Origin of the sequence: Streptomyces sp. NBC_00258 (assembly GCF_036182465.1) — a bacterium.
Lineage (GTDB): Bacteria > Actinomycetota > Actinomycetes > Streptomycetales > Streptomycetaceae > Streptomyces.
This window is the reverse complement of record NZ_CP108081.1, coordinates 248,959-266,706: the sequence shown is the minus strand read 5'-3', so window position 1 is coordinate 266,706 and position 17,748 is coordinate 248,959. Positions and strand designations below refer to the sequence as shown.

At 68.9% G+C, this 17,748-nt stretch carries 19 protein-coding genes and 1 pseudogene; 16 read left to right on the top strand and 4 right to left on the bottom strand.

The window, feature by feature from the left end; genetic code table 11:
* Positions 1–22: 22 nt before the first annotated feature.
* The 4 genes from OG718_RS01165 to OG718_RS01150 are packed head-to-tail and all read left to right on the top strand — an operon-like array spanning position 23 to position 2,832.
* Positions 23–1,198: a fatty acid desaturase gene (locus OG718_RS01165; protein WP_328842822.1), complete on the top strand. Its 1,176-nt coding sequence runs from the start codon at positions 23–25 to the stop codon at positions 1,196–1,198.
* Positions 1,198–1,362, top strand: coding sequence for a rubredoxin (locus tag OG718_RS01160; protein ID WP_328842821.1), 165 nt, complete (start codon positions 1,198–1,200; stop codon positions 1,360–1,362). The genes OG718_RS01165 and OG718_RS01160 overlap by 1 nt, the downstream gene beginning before the upstream one ends.
* The gene (locus OG718_RS01155) at positions 1,359–1,532 is read left to right on the top strand and encodes a rubredoxin (RefSeq protein ID WP_328842820.1); all 174 of its coding nucleotides are present in this window, start codon (positions 1,359–1,361) and stop codon (positions 1,530–1,532) included. Before OG718_RS01160 ends, OG718_RS01155 begins: the two co-directional genes overlap by 4 nt.
* A complete protein-coding gene (locus OG718_RS01150; RefSeq protein WP_328842819.1) occupies positions 1,525–2,832 on the top strand; it encodes an NAD(P)/FAD-dependent oxidoreductase in 1,308 nt (435 codons plus the stop codon). Before OG718_RS01155 ends, OG718_RS01150 begins: the two co-directional genes overlap by 8 nt.
* Before the next feature lie 584 nt (positions 2,833–3,416).
* Here the strand turns inward: OG718_RS01150 and OG718_RS01145 are convergent.
* Together OG718_RS01145 and OG718_RS01140 are read right to left on the bottom strand one after the other, a co-directional pair.
* Complete coding sequence (locus tag OG718_RS01145; protein WP_328842818.1) at positions 3,417–4,037, bottom strand: hypothetical protein; 621 nt, start codon at positions 4,035–4,037, stop codon at positions 3,417–3,419.
* A gap of 238 nt (positions 4,038–4,275) precedes the next feature.
* Positions 4,276–5,304, bottom strand: a complete 1,029-nt coding sequence (locus OG718_RS01140) for a hypothetical protein (RefSeq protein ID WP_328842817.1) — start codon at positions 5,302–5,304, stop codon at positions 4,276–4,278.
* Positions 5,305–5,482: 178 nt separating this feature from the next.
* Here OG718_RS01140 and OG718_RS01135 point away from each other — a divergent pair, with 178 nt between their 5' ends.
* The 4 genes from OG718_RS01135 (at position 5,483) to OG718_RS01120 (ending at position 8,768) form a co-directional block, all read left to right on the top strand.
* The gene (locus OG718_RS01135) at positions 5,483–5,746 is read left to right on the top strand and encodes a helix-turn-helix transcriptional regulator (RefSeq protein ID WP_328842816.1); all 264 of its coding nucleotides are present in this window, start codon (positions 5,483–5,485) and stop codon (positions 5,744–5,746) included.
* 168 nt (positions 5,747–5,914) lie between these two features.
* A complete protein-coding gene (locus OG718_RS01130; RefSeq protein WP_328842815.1) occupies positions 5,915–6,763 on the top strand; it encodes a DUF6083 domain-containing protein in 849 nt (282 codons plus the stop codon).
* Positions 6,760–7,242, top strand: a complete 483-nt coding sequence (locus OG718_RS01125) for a hypothetical protein (protein WP_328842814.1) — start codon at positions 6,760–6,762, stop codon at positions 7,240–7,242. Before OG718_RS01130 ends, OG718_RS01125 begins: the two co-directional genes overlap by 4 nt.
* Positions 7,239–8,768 carry a UvrD-helicase domain-containing protein gene (locus OG718_RS01120; RefSeq protein ID WP_328842813.1) on the top strand — a complete coding sequence of 510 codons (1,530 nt, stop codon included), beginning with the start codon at positions 7,239–7,241 and terminating at the stop codon, positions 8,766–8,768. The genes OG718_RS01125 and OG718_RS01120 overlap by 4 nt, the downstream gene beginning before the upstream one ends.
* Before the next feature lie 257 nt (positions 8,769–9,025).
* Here OG718_RS01120 and OG718_RS01115 read toward each other — a convergent pair whose 3' ends face one another.
* Positions 9,026–9,205, bottom strand: coding sequence for a hypothetical protein (locus OG718_RS01115; RefSeq protein WP_328842812.1), 180 nt, complete (start codon positions 9,203–9,205; stop codon positions 9,026–9,028).
* 577 nt (positions 9,206–9,782) lie between these two features.
* Here OG718_RS01115 and OG718_RS01110 point away from each other — a divergent pair.
* The 3 genes from OG718_RS01110 to OG718_RS01100 are packed head-to-tail and all read left to right on the top strand — an operon-like array spanning position 9,783 to position 11,748.
* Positions 9,783–10,331 (top strand): RNA polymerase sigma factor, encoded by a 549-nt coding sequence (locus OG718_RS01110; RefSeq protein ID WP_328842811.1) that lies wholly within the window; start codon positions 9,783–9,785, stop codon positions 10,329–10,331.
* Positions 10,328–11,422, top strand: a complete 1,095-nt coding sequence (locus OG718_RS01105) for a hypothetical protein (protein ID WP_328842810.1) — start codon at positions 10,328–10,330, stop codon at positions 11,420–11,422. The genes OG718_RS01110 and OG718_RS01105 overlap by 4 nt, the downstream gene beginning before the upstream one ends.
* A complete protein-coding gene (locus tag OG718_RS01100; RefSeq protein ID WP_328842809.1) occupies positions 11,419–11,748 on the top strand; it encodes a hypothetical protein in 330 nt (109 codons plus the stop codon). Before OG718_RS01105 ends, OG718_RS01100 begins: the two co-directional genes overlap by 4 nt.
* Positions 11,749–11,792: 44 nt before the next feature.
* On the opposite strand, the gene OG718_RS01095 is transcribed toward OG718_RS01100, so the two are convergent.
* Positions 11,793–11,966 carry a hypothetical protein gene (locus tag OG718_RS01095; RefSeq protein WP_328848000.1) on the bottom strand — a complete coding sequence of 58 codons (174 nt, stop codon included), beginning with the start codon at positions 11,964–11,966 and terminating at the stop codon, positions 11,793–11,795.
* On the opposite strand from OG718_RS01095, the pseudogene OG718_RS01090 reads away from it, so the two are divergent.
* The 5 genes and pseudogenes from OG718_RS01090 to OG718_RS01070 all read left to right on the top strand — a co-directional run.
* A pseudogene (locus OG718_RS01090) lies at positions 11,958–13,236 on the top strand (ISL3 family transposase); the annotation flags it as partial. The gene OG718_RS01095 and the pseudogene OG718_RS01090 sit on opposite strands and share 9 nt — an antisense overlap.
* Positions 13,237–14,038: 802 nt before the next feature.
* Entirely contained in the window at positions 14,039–14,545 is a 507-nt protein-coding gene (locus OG718_RS01085) for a SigE family RNA polymerase sigma factor (RefSeq protein WP_328842808.1), read from the top strand.
* A gap of 10 nt (positions 14,546–14,555) precedes the next feature.
* A complete protein-coding gene (locus tag OG718_RS01080) occupies positions 14,556–15,065 on the top strand; it encodes a hypothetical protein (protein ID WP_328842807.1) in 510 nt (169 codons plus the stop codon).
* Positions 15,066–15,178: 113 nt separating this feature from the next.
* A complete protein-coding gene (locus OG718_RS01075) occupies positions 15,179–16,399 on the top strand; it encodes a dolichyl-phosphate beta-glucosyltransferase (RefSeq protein ID WP_328842806.1) in 1,221 nt (406 codons plus the stop codon).
* Positions 16,396–17,661: a hypothetical protein gene (locus tag OG718_RS01070; protein WP_328842805.1), complete on the top strand. Its 1,266-nt coding sequence runs from the start codon at positions 16,396–16,398 to the stop codon at positions 17,659–17,661. Before OG718_RS01075 ends, OG718_RS01070 begins: the two co-directional genes overlap by 4 nt.
* The last annotated feature ends 87 nt before the right edge of the window (positions 17,662–17,748 follow it).

Below are 17,748 nucleotides of genomic sequence, written 5' to 3'. Positions count from 1 at the left end.
AAGTGTCCAATGGAGGTGGGGCATGGCAGGAACCTCGTATCCGCTCGGAGCGCCGGTGTCGCACGTGACGTGGCGAGACGGCAAGCGCTACCTGTGGTTGCTCGGACTGGTGCTGCCCGCCTTCCCGTTCGCTGCGTGGGGGCTGGCAGCGGCCACAGGGAACGGCTACTTCTGGTGGCTTCTGCCGCCGGTCGTCTTCGGCGTGATCCCACTGGTGGACCTCCTGGTCGGCAAGGACTCCGATAATCCGCCCGACAGTGTCCTCACCTGGCTGGAATCGGACCGGTACTACCGCTGGTGCACCTACCTGTTCCTGCCCCTCCAGTACGCCGGGCTGGTGCTGGCCTGCTGGCTGTGGTCCAGCGGCGGCCTGTCGGCCACGGACAAGGCGGGGCTGACCGTCACTGTCGGCATCGTCGCCGGGTTCGGCATCAACACCGCGCACGAACTGGGCCACAAGAAGGACACGCTGGAACGCCTGCTGGCACGGATAGCCCTCGCCCAGACCTGCTACGGGCACTTCTACATCGAGCACAACCGCGGCCACCATGTGCGGGTCGCCACCCCCGAGGACCCCGCGAGCTCCCGCCTGGGCCAGTCCTTCTGGCAATTCCTGCCCCGCTCGGTATTCGGCAGCGCCCGCTCGGGCTGGCACCTGGAAAAGCAGCGGCTCGGCCGGCTGGGCAAAAACCCGTGGAACCCGCACAACGACGTACTCAGCGCATGGGCAATGTCAGCGATCCTCTTCGCCGCGCTCACCGCCGTGTTCGGGCCGGACGTGCTGCCCTACCTGGCGGTCCAGGCGGTCATCGGCTTCTGCCTGTTGGAGGTCGTCAACTACCTCGAGCACTACGGGCTGCTGCGGCAGAAGACCCCCTCGGGCCGCTACGAGCGCTGCACCCCGCAACACAGCTGGAACAGCGACGACATCGCCTCCAACATCTTCCTCTACCACCTGCAGCGGCACAGCGACCACCACGCCAACCCCACCCGCCGCTACCAGGCCCTGCGCCATTTCGAGGAGTCCCCACAACTGCCCACCGGCTACGCGGGAATGATCGTGCTCGCCGTCCTGCCGCCACTGTGGAAGCGCGTGATGGACCCCCGGCTCCTCGCCCACTACGACGGCGACGTCACCCGGGCCAACATCCACCCCCGCACCAGGGGCAAGGTCCTCACCCGCCACGGGAGCTGCTGATGAGGCGCTACCTGTGCCCTGTCTGCGGCTACGTGTACGACGGGCGCGCCGGTGCGCCGCGAGAGGGGTTCCCCGCCGGTACGGCCTGGGCGGACGTGCCCGACAACTGGCCCTGCCCCGACTGCGGGGTCCGTGAGAAGATCGACTTCGAGGAGTTGGCGTGAAGGTCTGGGAATGCCTGGTATGCGGTTTCGTCTACGACGAGGCGCAGGGCTGGCCCGAGGAAGGCATCGCCCCCGGCACCCGCTGGGAGGACATCCCGGACAACTGGTCCTGCCCCGACTGCGGTGCCGCCAAGGCCGACTTCCAGATGGCCGAGGCATCCCGTGCCTGAGACCACACTCCGCACCATCGCCGTGGTCGGCACCGGAGTCGCCGGCGCGACCGCCGCGCTGACCCTGCGCAAGGAGGGCTTCGACGGCCGCATCCTCCTGATCGGTGAGGAACACCACCCCCGTACCGGCGCCCCCCCGCTGTCCAAGGACATCGTCAAGCGGGCCATGACGCCCGAGCGGCTCCGCCTGAAGCCGCCGACGGCCTGGCAGGAACTGGGCATCGAACTACGCACCGGCACGAAGGTCACGGGCATCGCCGACGGCACCCTGGAATGCTCCGACGGAGGCCGACTGCCGTACGACAGACTGCTGCTGGCGACCGGAGGACGCGCCCGCACCCTGCCGTACGCCGCCGGGCATGACCATGTGCACACCCTGCGCGGACTCAGCGACGTGCCCGCTCTCCGCGCCGACCTGGAGTCCGGCGGCCCATTGCTGGTCATCGGCGCCGGACTCGTCGGTCTGGAAGTCGCCGCGAGTGCCCGGTCGGCAGGACTCGACGTCACCGTCCTGGAAGCCGACGCGGAGCCCTTGCGCCGGGTGCTGCCCACCCACCTGCGCCACGCCGTCCTGGAACTGCACCGGGCCCACGGGACGCGCGTGCATACGGATGTCACGCTCATACGACTCACCCGGCGGGACGGCATGCTCGTGGCAACCGCTCGGGACGGAAGAAACTGGCACGCACACACGGTGCTGATCGCCGTCGGCATGCGGCCCGACATCGAACTGGCCGCCCAAGCGGGCCTGGACGTGGGTGACGGCATACTCGTCGACGCCCTGGGCGCGACCAGCGATCCGCGCATCTTCGCGGCAGGGGACGTGGCTCTGTATCCCGACCCGGCCCTTGGACGACGGGCGCGCGTGGAACAGTGGAACCACGCCCAGCAGCAGGCCGCCGCAGCCGCTAGGAACATGCTCGGCGCCGGGACACCCTTCAGCGCCGTGCCCTGGTCATGGACCGACCAGTACGGCGTCATGCTGCAGATCGCCGGCCATTTCACCGACGCCGACTCCCTGACGGTGCAGGGCGACATCGCCGGGTTCGACTTCGCCGCCCTGGCGATCGCGCACGGACTCCCCGTGGGAGCTGTGGCGGCCGGAAGACCCCACGACTTCCGCGCCCTGCGGACGGCCCTCGACCACGTGGACGGCAGCCCGTCCCAAGCCGCCCTACGGACACCGGCGGTCACGCACGCACTTCTCACAGGCGAACAAGCGGCGGGCCACGCTCTTCGGCCTGGGCAAGGAGAGCCAGACGTCCCGGACACCGGCGGATCACACACTGCCGCAGGCTGACGCTCTCGGCCTTGGCGTCCGCTCCCTGCTTCCCGCCTCACCGCGGCCGCCCGCAACATCATTGACACCGCCGGCTGCGCGCTGACGTCTGCGGGCGGCCCTATCCCCATCGCGTCGTGCCAGGGCACGCTGCTGCCGCACCCGTCGTCCTGCGCCCTGCACCGCGACCGCCATCCCACTCACGCACGCGCTCACCCGCCCGAGGCGGACGTACGCCGCACCGTGCGCTGCGCACTGGGCGAACTGACCGTCAGGTGGCCTCACATCGTCAACCACCCCAACCCCTCTGCCCGGGCCTGCCACGCGCCCGCATCCGCATCCGGCGCCCGATCCCGCCGCCGCTCAGCGACTGCCCCGCCCTGCAGTACGGCGCCCTGGCGCTGCACTACCTCCTCGACCACAGAGGAGCACCGCTGCCGCCGCAGTCATGGGACAAGACCCGAGCAGCATCCGCTACTTGGTGTGCTCGGCACCCGCGCAGTCCCGGACCGCAGCTCGCCGCCCGGCCCTTCGCGCGGACTCTCCGACCCGGCGAAACCCAAACCGGGGCCCAGCGGTCGTGCCGTGGGTGCTCCGGAGGCTGTTCAGCTGGCGGCTGTCTCCGGCTGCGGCTGGGCCTCGGTGGACTGCGGGGCGGTGGCGGCGGTGTAGAAGACGGATGAGCCCTGCTTGGTGCGGTGGGCGTGGCTCTTGGCGACCAGCCCTTCGACCGTGGTGCGCACGACGGTGGTCTTGATGGTGCGGTCGGGGTGGGCCTGGGTGAGTGCGGAGGAGATCTCGGCCGCCGAGCGCGGCTCGTTCTGCTGCTTGAGGTGGTTGCGGATCAGCTCGACGAGGGACGGCCTGCCGTCTGCCTTGGACGCCTTTGCCGACGAGACCTTGGCAGCCGTCTTCTTCGACGCTGCTTTGCTCGCACCCGCGGCGGCCGTCTTCTTCGACTTGCTCTGCTTGGGCTCGGCGGCTTGGCGGGGCACGGACGAAGCGGCCTTGGCGGCCGCCTCGGCGGCGGGGCCCACGCTGCCGAGCGCCTGCTGCATGTTCACCAATACGGTGTGGTCATGCTGCAGAGCACGCAGCTGCTCCTGCAGGGCGTCGACTTCCGCGCCGATGCGTTCCTGCTCCTTAGTGTTGCGCTCCAGATCACCCGTGATCTGGGTGACGTACTGCGACGTCAGTTCTGTACCGCTGGCCTGACTTCCAGACATGACATGGGCCCTTTCTGCAGCGCGCAAGCACGGTGGCAAAAGCATCAACCGTATGCGCCAGTGGATGACCGGATGGCCCGCAGGACACCACTGCGGCAGCCTGCAGGAATCTAGAGATAGTACGCACGAGTGGAACCAGATGTTCCTGCTGAGTGATGTGTCACTCTCCGTGAAGGTGAGGCGGCCAGTAGATACGGGTGCACCACGCCAGTAACTGGCAGTTGTGCCGTCAGTGCCGTCACCGTTGAACCGCCGCTCGGCCCACCCCGATCCGAGGTGACGAGTGCCAGGAGATTTCCTCGTCGCTGATGTGCTGCCAGCCAGCCAGAAGACGGGAGCGGACCAATTGGTCGAGGAGGTCCTCGATCTGCTGTGGGGACTGGCCGCACAGCCGGGCAAGGAGGTCGAGTTCCGCGTTCCCGGTGCTGTCACAGGTGTGGGCGGCGAGTGTCAGCGCGGTGAGCTGAACCGAGGGAGCCATCCCGCGCGGCGCGGCCAGGGGAGCGGGGCGCAGGGCCCAGTGGGCCGCGCGAGCACGGGCGCTGCGGCCGGAGGCCTGGTTCTGCATGGCCGCATCGAGCAGACGGACTTCCATGGGGGAGCGCGGCCGAGCAGGGCAGATCAGCCATCCGGCGTGCTCGAGTTCGCTCCACAGTTCGGTACGGCCCCGCAGCCGCATGCCGCGCAGGAAGCCGTTGGGGAGCTGGACATGCCCCTGATGGTCGGCGCGCAGCGCGCACTGCAGGGCCAGCAGGCGGGCGGCGGGGGAGGAGTATCGGGGCAGGGCCACCGCAAGGTAGGTGAGCATTTCCCTCACGCACAGCCGCTCGCCCGGCCCGTGAAGGGGACTGCGGCGCCGGGCTGTCCGACGCGTCGTTTTCGTCGGCGAGGGGCCGGTCAGTGTGTCGGGTACGACGGCGGTGTAACGGGTTGCGGCCGCGCAGGCGGCGCAGGCATCCGCAAGGCGCCACATGCGACCGCTGCGGTCACAGGTCAGGGTCAGCAGTACCGGGCCGGCGCAGCCGCGGCGGCGTGGGTGCCATGAGCAGCCCCGTGCCCGGCACTGGCAGGTCCGCAGATGCCCCGGCAGTGCGTCGTGTTGGGCATGGCGGGCCAGATGGGTCAGCGCGGCCGACCGTGCGGAGGAGGCCGGCAGCCGGTAGCCGTGAAGCGTGCAGTGAGGGCAGCTCAACAGCGGTCCGCCCGGCTGCGGGTGCAGCCGTACGGTCCAGATGCGCGGCACCGTGTCATGCGTGGAGAGCCTCATCCGGCTCGTCGTCCTCCGATCTGGTCCGTGCCGCTGAACTTCCGTGTCCCAGACGTCGGGAAACGGGAGCCAGGCACGCTGCGGTGCTGATCCTGCACCACGGATGTCACCCCTTCCCTAGCAAATAGTGCAGAGGTCTGCACTGACGGGGCAGGGTTCTGCACCGTCGGATGGTGGGGTGACGATCTTGCCGCCCGACCCCGACCTCACCGCGCTGCGCGTGACGCTCGCACGGTTGAGGAATGGGCGCGGATGGAGCTTCGATGAACTCGCCCGTCGTAGCGGCCTGGCCCGGCGCACCCTCATCGATCTCGAGCACGGTCGCACCACTGGCAGCGTCACCACCTGGCACGCCCTCGCCCACGCCTTCGACGTCCCCATCGAACACCTGCTGGGCCCGCTCTGCGACGACCACGCCCCGCCTGGATCCACGGCCTCCTGACCTGGTCGCACCCGGCCTGGCGCGCCGGGTGAATCACCCGAACCGGCGAGCAGGCATAGAACGCGTACTCGCCTACGCAGTCATGCGTTCGGCGCCGCTGGGCTGTCCGTGGGACACCGCCCTCGTCGCCCCCACCGCTGCGGCGTGGCACCTGGCACGGTCCGGGCCATGTGCCCCAACACCGCCTCCACCAGCCGCCACCGGGACAGCAGCCCCCGCACCACGTACCCGCGCCGCCCGCTGCGCGTGGCCGCCGCCAGCCCCAGCCGCCTGCTGCGCGCCGGCCAGAGCAGTCGCTGCCGCCAGTGCGGCCACCGCATCGACCTCTACCAGCGAACCGACCAGCGGCCCATCGCCCTGCACCCCGCCGAACTGGCCAGCGCCGATGTCCCACCGCCGTGCCGCTGGCACCTGAGCAGCGGCATCGCCCACCCCCACGGCGACGGCAGCCCCTGGTGCCGCATCCCGCACGCCGTGCTCTGCCCCAGCCGCACCGCAACCACCCGGACGAGCCCTCACATCGAGGCCATGCGCCGCCAACTCGCCGTCCGCACCCGCCGCCTCATCGACACCGGCGCCATCACCCAGACCCCGCCCACCTCCGGCGAGACTCTCGCGGACAGCCGGGCTGTCGTACAGCTCCTGCTCGGCCGCTACCTCGCCGAGGGCCCCATCGACGGCATCCGCTGCGTCGCCCAGACACGCCAGCGCCGCCGCTGCCCCCACCCCGTCCTCGACCCCCGCACCCCGGCCGGCATCTGGACGCTCCTGCCCGTCGGCCCGCAGCACGGCCAACTCGCCCTGCCCGACGCCCTGATGGCCGTCTACGACCTCAGCCGCCTGCCCTACACAGAGCAGCTGCGCTGGCGCACCCAGCGCTGCCCCGCCCACGCCGCCACCCCCGGAGCCGCCGACCTCACCCTGGCCGGATGGCAGGTCTTCGACCCCCTCCTGCACACGGCACACATCCGCACCTGCCTCCCACACCCCCCGCCAAGCCGCCGCAGGGAGGCGTGACGATGCCGCACCACGCCCTGGAAATCACCCTGACCCGTCCCCTTGCCCCCGCCGAACTCCGCCATGCCGCCCGCGTGCTGCCGCTCGCGGCCGACCACGACACCACCCGCCTCATGGTCCTCGCGCGCGCCAAAACTCCCGGCCGGGCAGCGCACCGCCTGCGTCAACTCCTCGACACGCAGTTGCCCATCGACGTGATCACCACCCACTACCCGGACGCAAGCGGGCAGGTCCTGCTCAACGTCGCCTTCCCGGCTGCCACCCGCACCACCCTGAAGACTGCCGCCGACCACACCGGCCAAAGCCCCGAGCGCTTCGTCCAGCTGGCCCTGCACCGCGCCCTGGCCCAGCACGCCAGCGACGAAGCCGACCGCCTCCACCAGGAGGCGAGGCACCTCCTCACCCACACCACCGCCGCGCACCTCCTGGCGGCCGTCGGACACGCTCTCACCCAGACCCCCGGAGCACCGCAGCCATGAACCCGACCGACGAACAGACCGCCGCGGCCGACGCCTTCCACACCGGCGACCACCTGGCCCTGCAGGCCGGAGCAGGCACCGGAAAGACCACCACCCTGGAACTGCTCGCCCGCACCACCAAGCGTCGCGGCCGCTACCTCGCCTACAACCGGGCCATCGCCCAGGACGCCCGCTCCCGCTTCCCCTCCACCGTCACCTGCAAGACCGCCCACGCCCTGGCCTACGCAGCCACCGGCCACCGCTACACCCAACGTCTGAACGCTCCCCGCCGCCCCGCCTGGCAGACCGGACAAGCCCTCGGCATCACCAAAGCCATCCGCATCGGCGAACGCGACCTGTCACAAAAGACTCTCTCCAACGCCGCCCTGCGCACCGTGGCCCGCTTCTGCCACACCGCCGACCCCGCGATCACCCGCCACCACGTCCCGCACCTGCGCGGCCTCGAAGACTGCAACCTGCACGCCGAACTCGCCGCACACATCGTCCCGTTCGCCCGCAAGGCATGGGCTGACCTGCAGCACCCCGATGACGGCGCAGTCCGCTTCGACCACGACCACTACCTGAAGATCTGGGCCCTCACGAATCCGAAAATCGACACCGACTTCCTGCTCCTGGACGAGGCCCAGGACACCAACCCCGTCGTCGAACAGATTTTCCTCAACCAGCGCGACCATGCCCAGCTGGTGATGGTCGGCGACTCCGCCCAGGCCATCTACCACTGGCGCGGCGCCAAAGACATCATGACCGGCTTCGACGGCACCCAGCTCGCCCTGTCCCAGTCCTTCCGCTTCGGCCCCAGGCTCGCCGACGAGGCCAACCGATGGCTGACCATCGCAGACGCCCCCATCCGCCTCACCGGGACCGAGACCGTGCCCACCGAACTCGGCCCCCTCACCCGGCCCGACGCCGTCCTGTGCCGCACCAATGTCGGCGCCATGGCTCAGGTCATGGACCTGCTGGATACCGGATACCGGGTGGCACTCGTCGGGGGAGGGGACAGCCTGCGCGCCCTGGCCCTGGCCGCCCACGACCTCAAGGAAGGCCGCCGCACCACCCACCCCGAACTGATCCTGTTCCCCTCCTGGGGCGAACTGCAGGACTACGCCACCCACGACCCGGCGGGACGCGACCTGCAGCCGCTGGTCGACCTCGTCGACACCCACGGCACCGACGCCATCCTGGCCGCCGTCGCCCAACTCGCTCCCGAAAACCAGGCAGAGGTGACCGTCTCGACCGCCCACAAAGCCAAAGGCCGAGAATGGGCCCGTGTGAAGATTGCTGACGACTTCACCCCGCCCCCGGACAGCGATCAGCAAGACGATACTGGCCGTGCTCTGCCAGGCCCCATCGACGGTGGTGAAGCCCGCCTCGCCTACGTGGCCGTCACGCGCACACGCAGAGGCCTCGACCTTGGCGGCCTGTCCTGGATTCACAGGCACCCCGACGGCAGAGGCGGACCCCACGCCCCTACGCGGGATCCCGGTCTTCTTGGAGCCGAACCGTCCGAACCAGCTCACGAGGCATAGGACGGCTGTCCGCGCCGCCGCCGTACTCCAAGACGACGGCGTGCGGGTATTGCGGACAGTCGGCACGGCTGCCTCGCCGTTCAAACGGGCTGCCGGTTCGCCACGGCGTGTCGTGGCGTTGTACACCGTGCGCTCACCTGTGCTCTGCCCCGGGGGCTGCAGGAGCCGTTTGGGCTGAGCAGTGTCTGGCTGACCGAGTCCGCGGGGCGCGAGTTGAGAGGGCATCAAATTTGGATAGATAACACCATATGTTTTAGCTATTCCGTTTCGCCTGAAGCCTCAGGCAGGTGTGCTTCCGCAGGCTCGCCGTGGTCGATCTTCATCGACGTGCGCACCGATGAGGGCGCCAGAACTGAGACGGCGCCCGCGACGCTGAGCTCGTTGTGGGTGGTGCTTGTTTCACCAGCGGCGCGGGCCAGAGGAAGATCGACGTTCACGGGCTTCACGGAGACCTTGATCTCCCCTTTGTCCTGGCATCGGACGGCGACGATCAGGGCATCCCCCTTCTCGCGCTCGCCGAACTCGAAGGTGCCGCCACCACAGGTCTCGCCCTGACGGCACGACGAGGGTCCTGGTGTCGTCCAAGTCGGGTGGGGACTTCACTGAGTCCTGTTCAGGGCGGGGAGATGCGTCGGGTGCCGTTGTGCTGGGCGTAGCCGGCTCTGGAGTACTTGCGGCGTCCGTCTCCTCAGAGGTGCAAGCGGCAGCATGGTTGCTGACACAGAAGGCTCAGCCCCACGGAAAGCCGCCGGGACACTACTTGGTTCCTCGTAACGGGGCAGGTTGGTGACCTGCGGGGATCATCTCTGTGGAGCGCTGACCTGGCTCTTTATCGATTGCTTGCGATGGGGTGCGACGGTCTTGGTTGGGTGTCCTGCGGGCTGGTGGAGCCGCTTGTGGGGAGAGGACGCGGGACGAGGTGACAGTTCTGTGGACTGAAGTTCGCGGCGGTGTAATCGGCGGCCCGGTCCGGACACGTACAGGGTGAGAGCCACAGGACGGGGAGGGCGCAGCATGGGGCAAGCAGCGGATGACTGGAACACCTTCGAGGCGATCTACCGGTCCACGTACGTGCCTGTGCTGCGTTTTCTACGACGTCGGGTGGCGTGGGATGACGCGGAGGACGCGGCGGCAGAAGTGTTCGCCACGGCATGGCGTAGGCGGCAGGACCTGAAAGGCGAGCCCCGTCCATGGCTGTACGGAATCGCCCGGCACGTCGCGGCGAACACACTGCGGTCTTCTGGTCGGGCCGCACGACTCAGTGATCGTCTCCGCGATTGCTCGGCGGAGGGAGATATCCGAGCGGCAGAGGACGAAGTCCTGGGCCGCTTGGGAGCGGTCGACGCCTTGGCCCAGCTGTCCCCGGACGATCGTGATGCGCTGATGCTCGTGTCCTGGGACGGGCTGCAGGCGAGCGACGCGGCGAAGGCCATGGGGCGCAGTCGGGGAGCCTTCGCCGTCCAGTTACATCGGGCGAGACGGCGCCTGGAACGAGCCATGACTGAAGAGGGCTTGAACCCGGATGAATTGTCGTCGTTGGCACTTGAGGGGAGAGCGGGATGAAGAGGGAAATCGAACGCGTGCGAAGGCTGCTGCCCAATGCCATCGATCCGGCTGCGGCGTCAGTGCCGCTCGGAGAGTCTGCCCAGCTCTCCGAGCGGGCTGAGCGTGAACTGACGAGCCTCCGCTTGTCGGCAGTCGCAGAGGCAGGGGGAGCGTCCCGCAGCAGGCCCGGCCGCAGGATCGTACTCACCGCTCTGGTGGCCTCGGCAGCGGCAGGCGCGGTGGTCAGCGGAGGCATGCCGTGGCCCGGATCGGAAGGAGAGGCCGTTGCCCACGCGGCAACCCCTCCGGTGCTGTCCCTCACGCCGGTGAAGTCAGCACCGCAGGACTTCCTACAGGACTTCGCGACAAGAGTGGCAAAGCTGCCAGGAGAGCGAGTTCACGGACCGTACGGGTACACCAAGGTCTGGGGGTGGGCACTGAACACCAGTGGTGACGTGCCTGGCGGAGTGGCGAACGCGGCGGTCCCAGAGGAAACGGAGTCCTGGGTCAAGGGCGACGCGTCGGGCCGCAGGCGCATCGTGTACGGGGATCCGATCTTCCCTAACCTCGCGCAGGAGAAGGACGCTCGAGACGCTCAGCTCATCGCCGGAAAGAAAATCGAGGACACCGAATACGGCCGGGGGAAGTTCCCGAGCCCGGAGAGCGACGCCTGGAAGGACGTCGCACCGTTCTCTGCGAGCCCCAAGAAACTGGCGCGGCAGCTTGGTGAGGTGAACTGGGAATCCGGGCTGTTGGTCAAGGGTGTCGAGGACATGCTGCGCTACGCCGGCAGGTCAGGGCCCGTGGCTCCGGCTCTCCGCGCTGCAGCCTTGCAGGTTCTGGCCGAGGCACAGGACGTGAGTGTCGCTACGACGACGACGTGGCAGGGGCAGGAGGTCGTCGCGGTAACCCAAGGGGAAACCTGGAAGGGGAGCACTTCGCGCCAGTCGGTGCTCTTCGACCCGCGTACCGGCGATCTGGTGGGCAGCGAGGATGCCCTGTTCGGGAACGCGCGCGCGTTGAGGATCAAGGTGCCGGCGACGACATCTGTGAGCGAGGTGCTGGCACGGGCCACGGTCGGGGAAATCGGTGAAAGGCCTAAAAAATGACCGAACGGAAGCGGCCGAGGCCCCCATGGGTCAAGACACTCCGGCTACGCGGCCACGATCCCTCCCGGGGCGAGCCGAAACCTGAACTTTTGATGGAGGACGTGAGGCAGGGAGTCTTGGATGGATTGTTCGAGGCGGGCGCCCTGCTTCCAGAGATGCCGCAACTGCGGCAGATGTACGCCCTGAGCCAGGACGGTGTACGGGACGCCATGTTGTGCCTGCGGCGCGAGGGGATTGCGAATCTCCACGATGAGTACGAGGAGACCTACTTCGTCGACGACGACTACGTGCGCAGCGTAAGGGAGACATCTGGTGACGCCGGGTGACGCGCCCGCGCATCGGACACGCCACCCGGCCGGTCAGGATCTGACTAGAGGCGGCACGCCTTGACGAAGGTCGCCTTGTCGTTGTTGATTCCCAGGCTGGAGACCTTGGTCCAGGGGTTCTCCACCCAGAGTTGTCTCACGAGATTGTCGTACACCGTGACCTTCATGCCCCAGTGGTCGATGTTCCGGGTGGTGTTGACCCAGGAACTTGTACGCACACCTTCCGTGAGCAGGTGCCTGGGGTACTGGAGCGATACCAGCGACGTACGGCCCGTCTGACCAGGCAAGTCAAGGCCGTGGTCAAGGAGTTAGCGGGCCGGGCCGGGGCTCGTTTGCTGGCGATACTCGCGGTGGGCATCTCGCGGCACACCGCCCTTCGGACACTGCTGCGTATCCCACTGCCCACCGGCCGAATACCCCGCGTGATCGGCGTCGACGACTTCGCTCTGCGCCGGCGCCACCGCTATGCCACCGTGATCATCGATGCCGAGACCCACGAGCGGATCGACGTGTTGCCCGACCGCACGGCCGACACGCTGGAAGCATGGTTACGCGCTCATCGGGGCGTCGAGGTCGTCTGCCGCGACGGCTCCGCGACTTACGCCGAGGCCATCCGCCGTGCTCTGCCCGACGCGGTGCAGGTTGGTGATCGCTGGCATTTGTGGAAGAACCTGTGCGAAGCCGCGCTGAGCGAGGTCAAGGCGCACAGCACCTGCTGGGCCACCGTCCTGGACGCGCCCCTCTACGACGGCCCCCGTGCACAGACCACCCCTGGAACGCTGGCACCAGATCCACGACCTGCTCGACCAGGGCGTGGGCCTGCTCGAATGCGCCCGCCGTCTGCAACTGGCCCTGAACACCGTCAAACGCTACGCCCGCACCGATCGGCCCGAGCGGATGCTCCGCGTCCCCAAATACCGCGCGAGCCTTGTCGACCCTTACCACGAACACCTGCGCAAACGCCGGGCCGAAGACCCCGCCGTCCCGGTCAAGCACCTCTTCGAAGAGATCAAATCCCTCGGCTTCACCGGATGCCTCAACCTCTTGCACAAGTACATCAACCAAGGCCGCGCGGACGCCGACCGCAGCCACATCTCCCCTCGCAGACTCGCCCGCATGCTCCTCACCATGCCCGACAACCTCAAGGCCGAACATCAGCACCTACTGGACCGGCTCATCGCGGCCTGCCCCGAGATGACCCAACTCGCCGTCTACGTCCGGGACTTCGCCCAGCTCCTGAAGCCTCACCCAGACAATGCCGACGCGCTCGAACTCTGGATCACCCAAGTCCGCACTGCCGATCTGCCGCACCTGCATGCCTTCACCCGAGGGCTGGAGCGAGACCTCGACGCCGTGATCGCCGCGTTCACACTCCGCTACAGCAACGGCCCCACCGAGGGCGTCAACACCAAGACCAAGCGCATCGCCCGCCAGATGCACGGACGAGCAGGCTTCACCCTCCTCCGCCACCGCATCCTGCTCGGATAGCACCACCCTCCGTCACCACCGAATGTGAGACAGGGCCGTTAAATTGACACACCCGTGCGTCGAAGGGAGCGAGCTGTTCCATCAGCCGGGTGGGCAGCTGGATACGGCGGGCGAAGTCCTTCGGTCCAGCGAATTGGTTTTACAACGCGCAGGGTGACGACCATGCGGGCGTTGTCCTTGTTCAGTCCGGTATGAGGGCGGGCGCTGACGTGCCGTGAATTATTCCCATGGTCTGCGCACGCCGAACGGCTAGCGTCGGCGGCTGTCAGCCAAGCCGCTGCATGCGCCCGAGCGATGAGGACCGAAATGCCGCACCTGATCGCCGATGCCACGTGGGCACCCCCTGCGCATGGACGCCAGCAAACATCTGGTCGCGCCGTTCAAGGGGTTGCCGTCCGCGACCCCGGCCCGCCGCTGCAAGGCGGTCTGTGAGCCCCGCCAAGGAGCTGCCTGTCGCAGGGACGGGAAGCTGTCTTTTGCCCGCGAACACATGCCGTGCTTTGTCGGCGCTGACTCCGTGATGCGAGTGGCGGCGATGAGTGCCCACGTGGCATCGGCGATCAGCTGTGCTTGTTTCCCTTCCGGCGCCAGGCGGGGACATTCGGGCGCCGCTCCTTCAGGGGGCGATGCGCCGCTGTGTCCCACGCGACGCCCTGACCGACTGAATACAAGGAATACGCACCGTCCATCACACCCGGACACGGCCAGGGTGACTCAGGTCACAGGGTGGCGGTGCATCGCAGCGGGGGAGCCAGCGACTTTCCGTGGATATAGGGGGCTGGCCGGAACGGGGACGGTGTAGATGGAGCAGAGCCGAGCCGAGGGGTTCGACGGGTTCGTGGCAGCCCGTTGGCCGGCGTTGCTGCACCTCGCGCGCCTGCTCGTCGGCGGCGACCGGCACCGTGCCGAGGATCTGCTTCAGGAGGCCCTGGTCAAGCTCTGGTTCGCCTGGCCCAGGGTCGCCGAGGAGGCGCCGGAAGCGTACGTACGCAAGGTGCTGGCCCGTGCGGCGGCGCGCTCGGCGCGGCGCCGCTGGTGGGGTGAGCGCCCGGTCGAGCAGCTGCCCGAGCGGGCAGAGGCGGGTGATGTGTCCGCCGCGGTGGCGGAGCGCTCGCGGCTGGAAGCCGCGCTGGGCCAACTGCCGCCCCGGCAGCGGGCCGCGGTCGTACTGCGCTACTACCAGGACCTGCCCGAGAGCCAGGTGGCGCAGGTGCTGGGGTGCCCGGTGGGTACCGCCCGGTCCCATGCGTCGCGTGGCGTGGCGCGGCTGCGTCGGATCCTGGCCGATGTCATCGAGCCGGTGGGGTGAAGGGGAGTTGATGGATCACTTCGAGCTGGAGCTGTCGCGGATGATGCGCGACACCCAGGAACCCGCCCCCTTCGAGGCGCAGCACCGGGCACGCCTGCGGGCCGGTGTGCGGGCCCGCAGGCGTGCCCGCACGCTGCAAAAGGCCGTCGGGTCGGTCCTGGCCGTTGCCGGACTCGGCATCGGCTTGCTCCTGCTACCCCACAACCCCGGCGAGAACCGGCCGCAGGCGCCCCTTCCGCAGCCCGCAACCAGTCCGGTACCCCCGAGTACTACCCCATCGCCGGCAGTAACCGGCACATCCCCGAGCGAGACCTCCACCGCGGTTCCCGCCAACGGGCTCACGACGGCGCCCGCGGCACCGGCCACGACCGAGAGCTCGGTCACGGTGTCCTCGAATCCGCCCCCGTCCGAGACGAACACCTCGCCGCCCTCCAGCTCGGGAACGCCGAGCGCGACGGCTCGGACAACTCCGACGACGCCGGACTCGTCGTCACCGTCAGAGCCGGAGGAACCCGGATAGCGGCGCCCACACCGCCTCCCCCCATCCGCAACTGCTGATCGCAGGGCGTGCCCTGGGTGACTTCGGCATGCCCGACGAAAAAAGACAGACATGGACAGAACGTGATGAATGCTATGGATCAACTGCCGCTGCGCCCGCCCGTGTCGGTGCATCACCGGGAGCCCGTCCTCGACGTGGTCGTCCCGGTGTTCAACGAGGAGGCGAGCCTGGAACGCAGCGTGCGGCGCCTCCACGCACACCTGCGCGAGACCTTCCCGTACCCGTTCCGCATCACCGTCGCCGACAACGCCAGCACCGACAAGACCCCGCGGATCGCGGCCCGGCTGGCCGCCGAACTGCCGGAAGCGGAGTGGCTGCGGCTGGCCGACAAGGGACGAGGCGGGGCGCTGCACGCGGCGTGGTCAAGGTCACGGGCCCCGGTGCTCGCGTATGTGGACGTGGACCTGTCGACCGATCTGACGGCGCTGCTGCCGCTGGTCGCCCCGCTGATCTCCGGCCACTCCGACATTGCCATCGGCACCCGCCTCGCCCGGGGCTCGAAAGTGGTGCGCGGCCCTCGCAGAGAGATCATCTCCCGCTGCTACAACGTCCTGCTGCGCTCCACCCTCGCCGTCGGATTCTCCGACGCGCAGTGCGGCTTCAAAGCGGTGCGCCGTGACGTCGCCGAGCGACTGCTGCCCCTCGTGAAGGACACGGGGTGGTTCTTCGACACCGAACTGCTGGTGATAGCCGAGCGGGCCGGGCTGCGCATCCATGAGGTGCCGGTCGACTGGGTGGATGACCCCGACAGCCGGGTCGACATCCTCGCCACCGCCCTGGCCGACCTGCGCGGCATCGCCCGGATCGGCCGGGACCTGGCCCGCGGCACACTGCCCACAACCGCGCTGCGCCGAAGCGCCGCCGACCCCGCACCCACCGGCCTGGCCGGGCAACTGCTGCGCTTTGGCGCCGTGGGAGCCGTGAGCACCGTCGGATACGTGCTGCTGTACGCGGCGCTGCGCCCACCTGCGGGACCACAGGCCGCCAACGCGCTGGCCCTGCTGGCCTGCGCGCTCGCCAACACCGCGGCCAACCGCCGGCTCACCTTCGGGCTGCGCGGCCGTACCGGTGCACTGCACCACCAGGCCAAGGGCCTGGTGGTCTTCGCGGTCGGCCTCGCACTCACCAGCGGGTCCCTGGCCGTACTGCACCACCTGGCACACCGACCGGCGCGCCCCACGGAGATCGCAGTGCTCGTCGCCGCCAACCTGGCCGCGACGCTCCTGCGCTTCCTACTCTTGAGGGCCTGGGTCTTCCCCGCCCGTCGGCGTGGAACGGGAGCCACGGCCGCATGAGCGACACGACCTCCTGGACGGCCCGCCTCGCCGTCCATCCCGACCCCTCTGTCCCCGAACGCGGCGACGATCTGCGCACCCGTCTGCTCCGTACGGCCAGGCACTACGGTCCCGTGCTGGCCCTGTACGGCGTTCTGAAGCTCATCGGCTTCGCCGTCTTCATGTACCTGCTGGACTCCGCAGGGGACTTCCGGCGGAAGAACCCGCGTTTCGGCGGCGGCGCCCACGCCTGGGACGTGCTGGCGAGCTGGGACGGCTGGTGGTACCAGCAGATCGCGGCACACGGGTACGACCCCGCCCTCGTCCGTATTCCCAACGCCAAGGGGCTGATCACCCTCGAAGGCAACTCGGCGGCGTTCTTCCCGCTCTACCCGGCGACCATGCGACTGGTCTCCGAAACCACAGGCCTGAGTCTGTACGGCTCCGGCATGCTGGTCTCGGTCCTCGCCTCGTTCATCGCCGCCCTCGGCATCTACGCCGTCACCGCCCATTTCGGCGGCAGACGGGCCGGCCTGGCCGCAGCCGGCCTGTGGGCCGTCTGGCCCGGCTCGGGCATGGAGTGGTCGGCCTACTCGGAGTCCCTCTACGTCGCCCTCGCCGTCTGGGCCTGCCACGCCGTGATGAGAGGACACTGGCTCACCGCCGGCGTCCTCACCTTCACCGCCGGCCTCAACCGGCCCACCGCCGTCGCACTGATCGCCGCCCTCACCGTCGCCGCGCTGCTGACACTCCACCGCCGCCGGGAAGACCTCGCCCGCCTGTGGACCGCGATACTGATCGCGCCGCTCGGGCTCGCCGGCTACCTGCTCTGGGTCGGCAACCGGATGGGCGACCTCGGCGGTTACTTCAAACTCCAGGAAGGCGCCTGGGCCCACACCTTCGACTACGGCAAACACACCCTCAACGTCCTCACCGGCGTCGCCGTGGGCCACTTCGACTATCTCTCCGCCTACCCCTTCGCGGACACCATCGGTGTACTGGTCGTACTGCTGGGCCTGCTCCTGATCCCCCTGCTGATCCGCCTGCGCCCGCCGACCGTCCTGACCGTCTACACGCTCCTCACCTTCACCCTCGTCCTGGGCAGCCAGCAGATATTCGCCAACGTCTCCCGCTACCTCCTCCCCGCCTTCCCCCTCTTCATTCCCCTCGCCATCCCCCTGAGCCGCCTCCGCCCGCCGATGCTGTGCACACTGCTCGCCATCACGGCGGCCGCATCGGGCTCATACGCGGGATACGTACTCTTCGAACACGGAATTCCATAGAGGCCGTTGTCTCCCGTTGTTTGATCCCGGGACACGCGCGTCATTCTGGTTGTCGCCTCCTCGCGCCACGAGGCGGTGTTCTCGCCT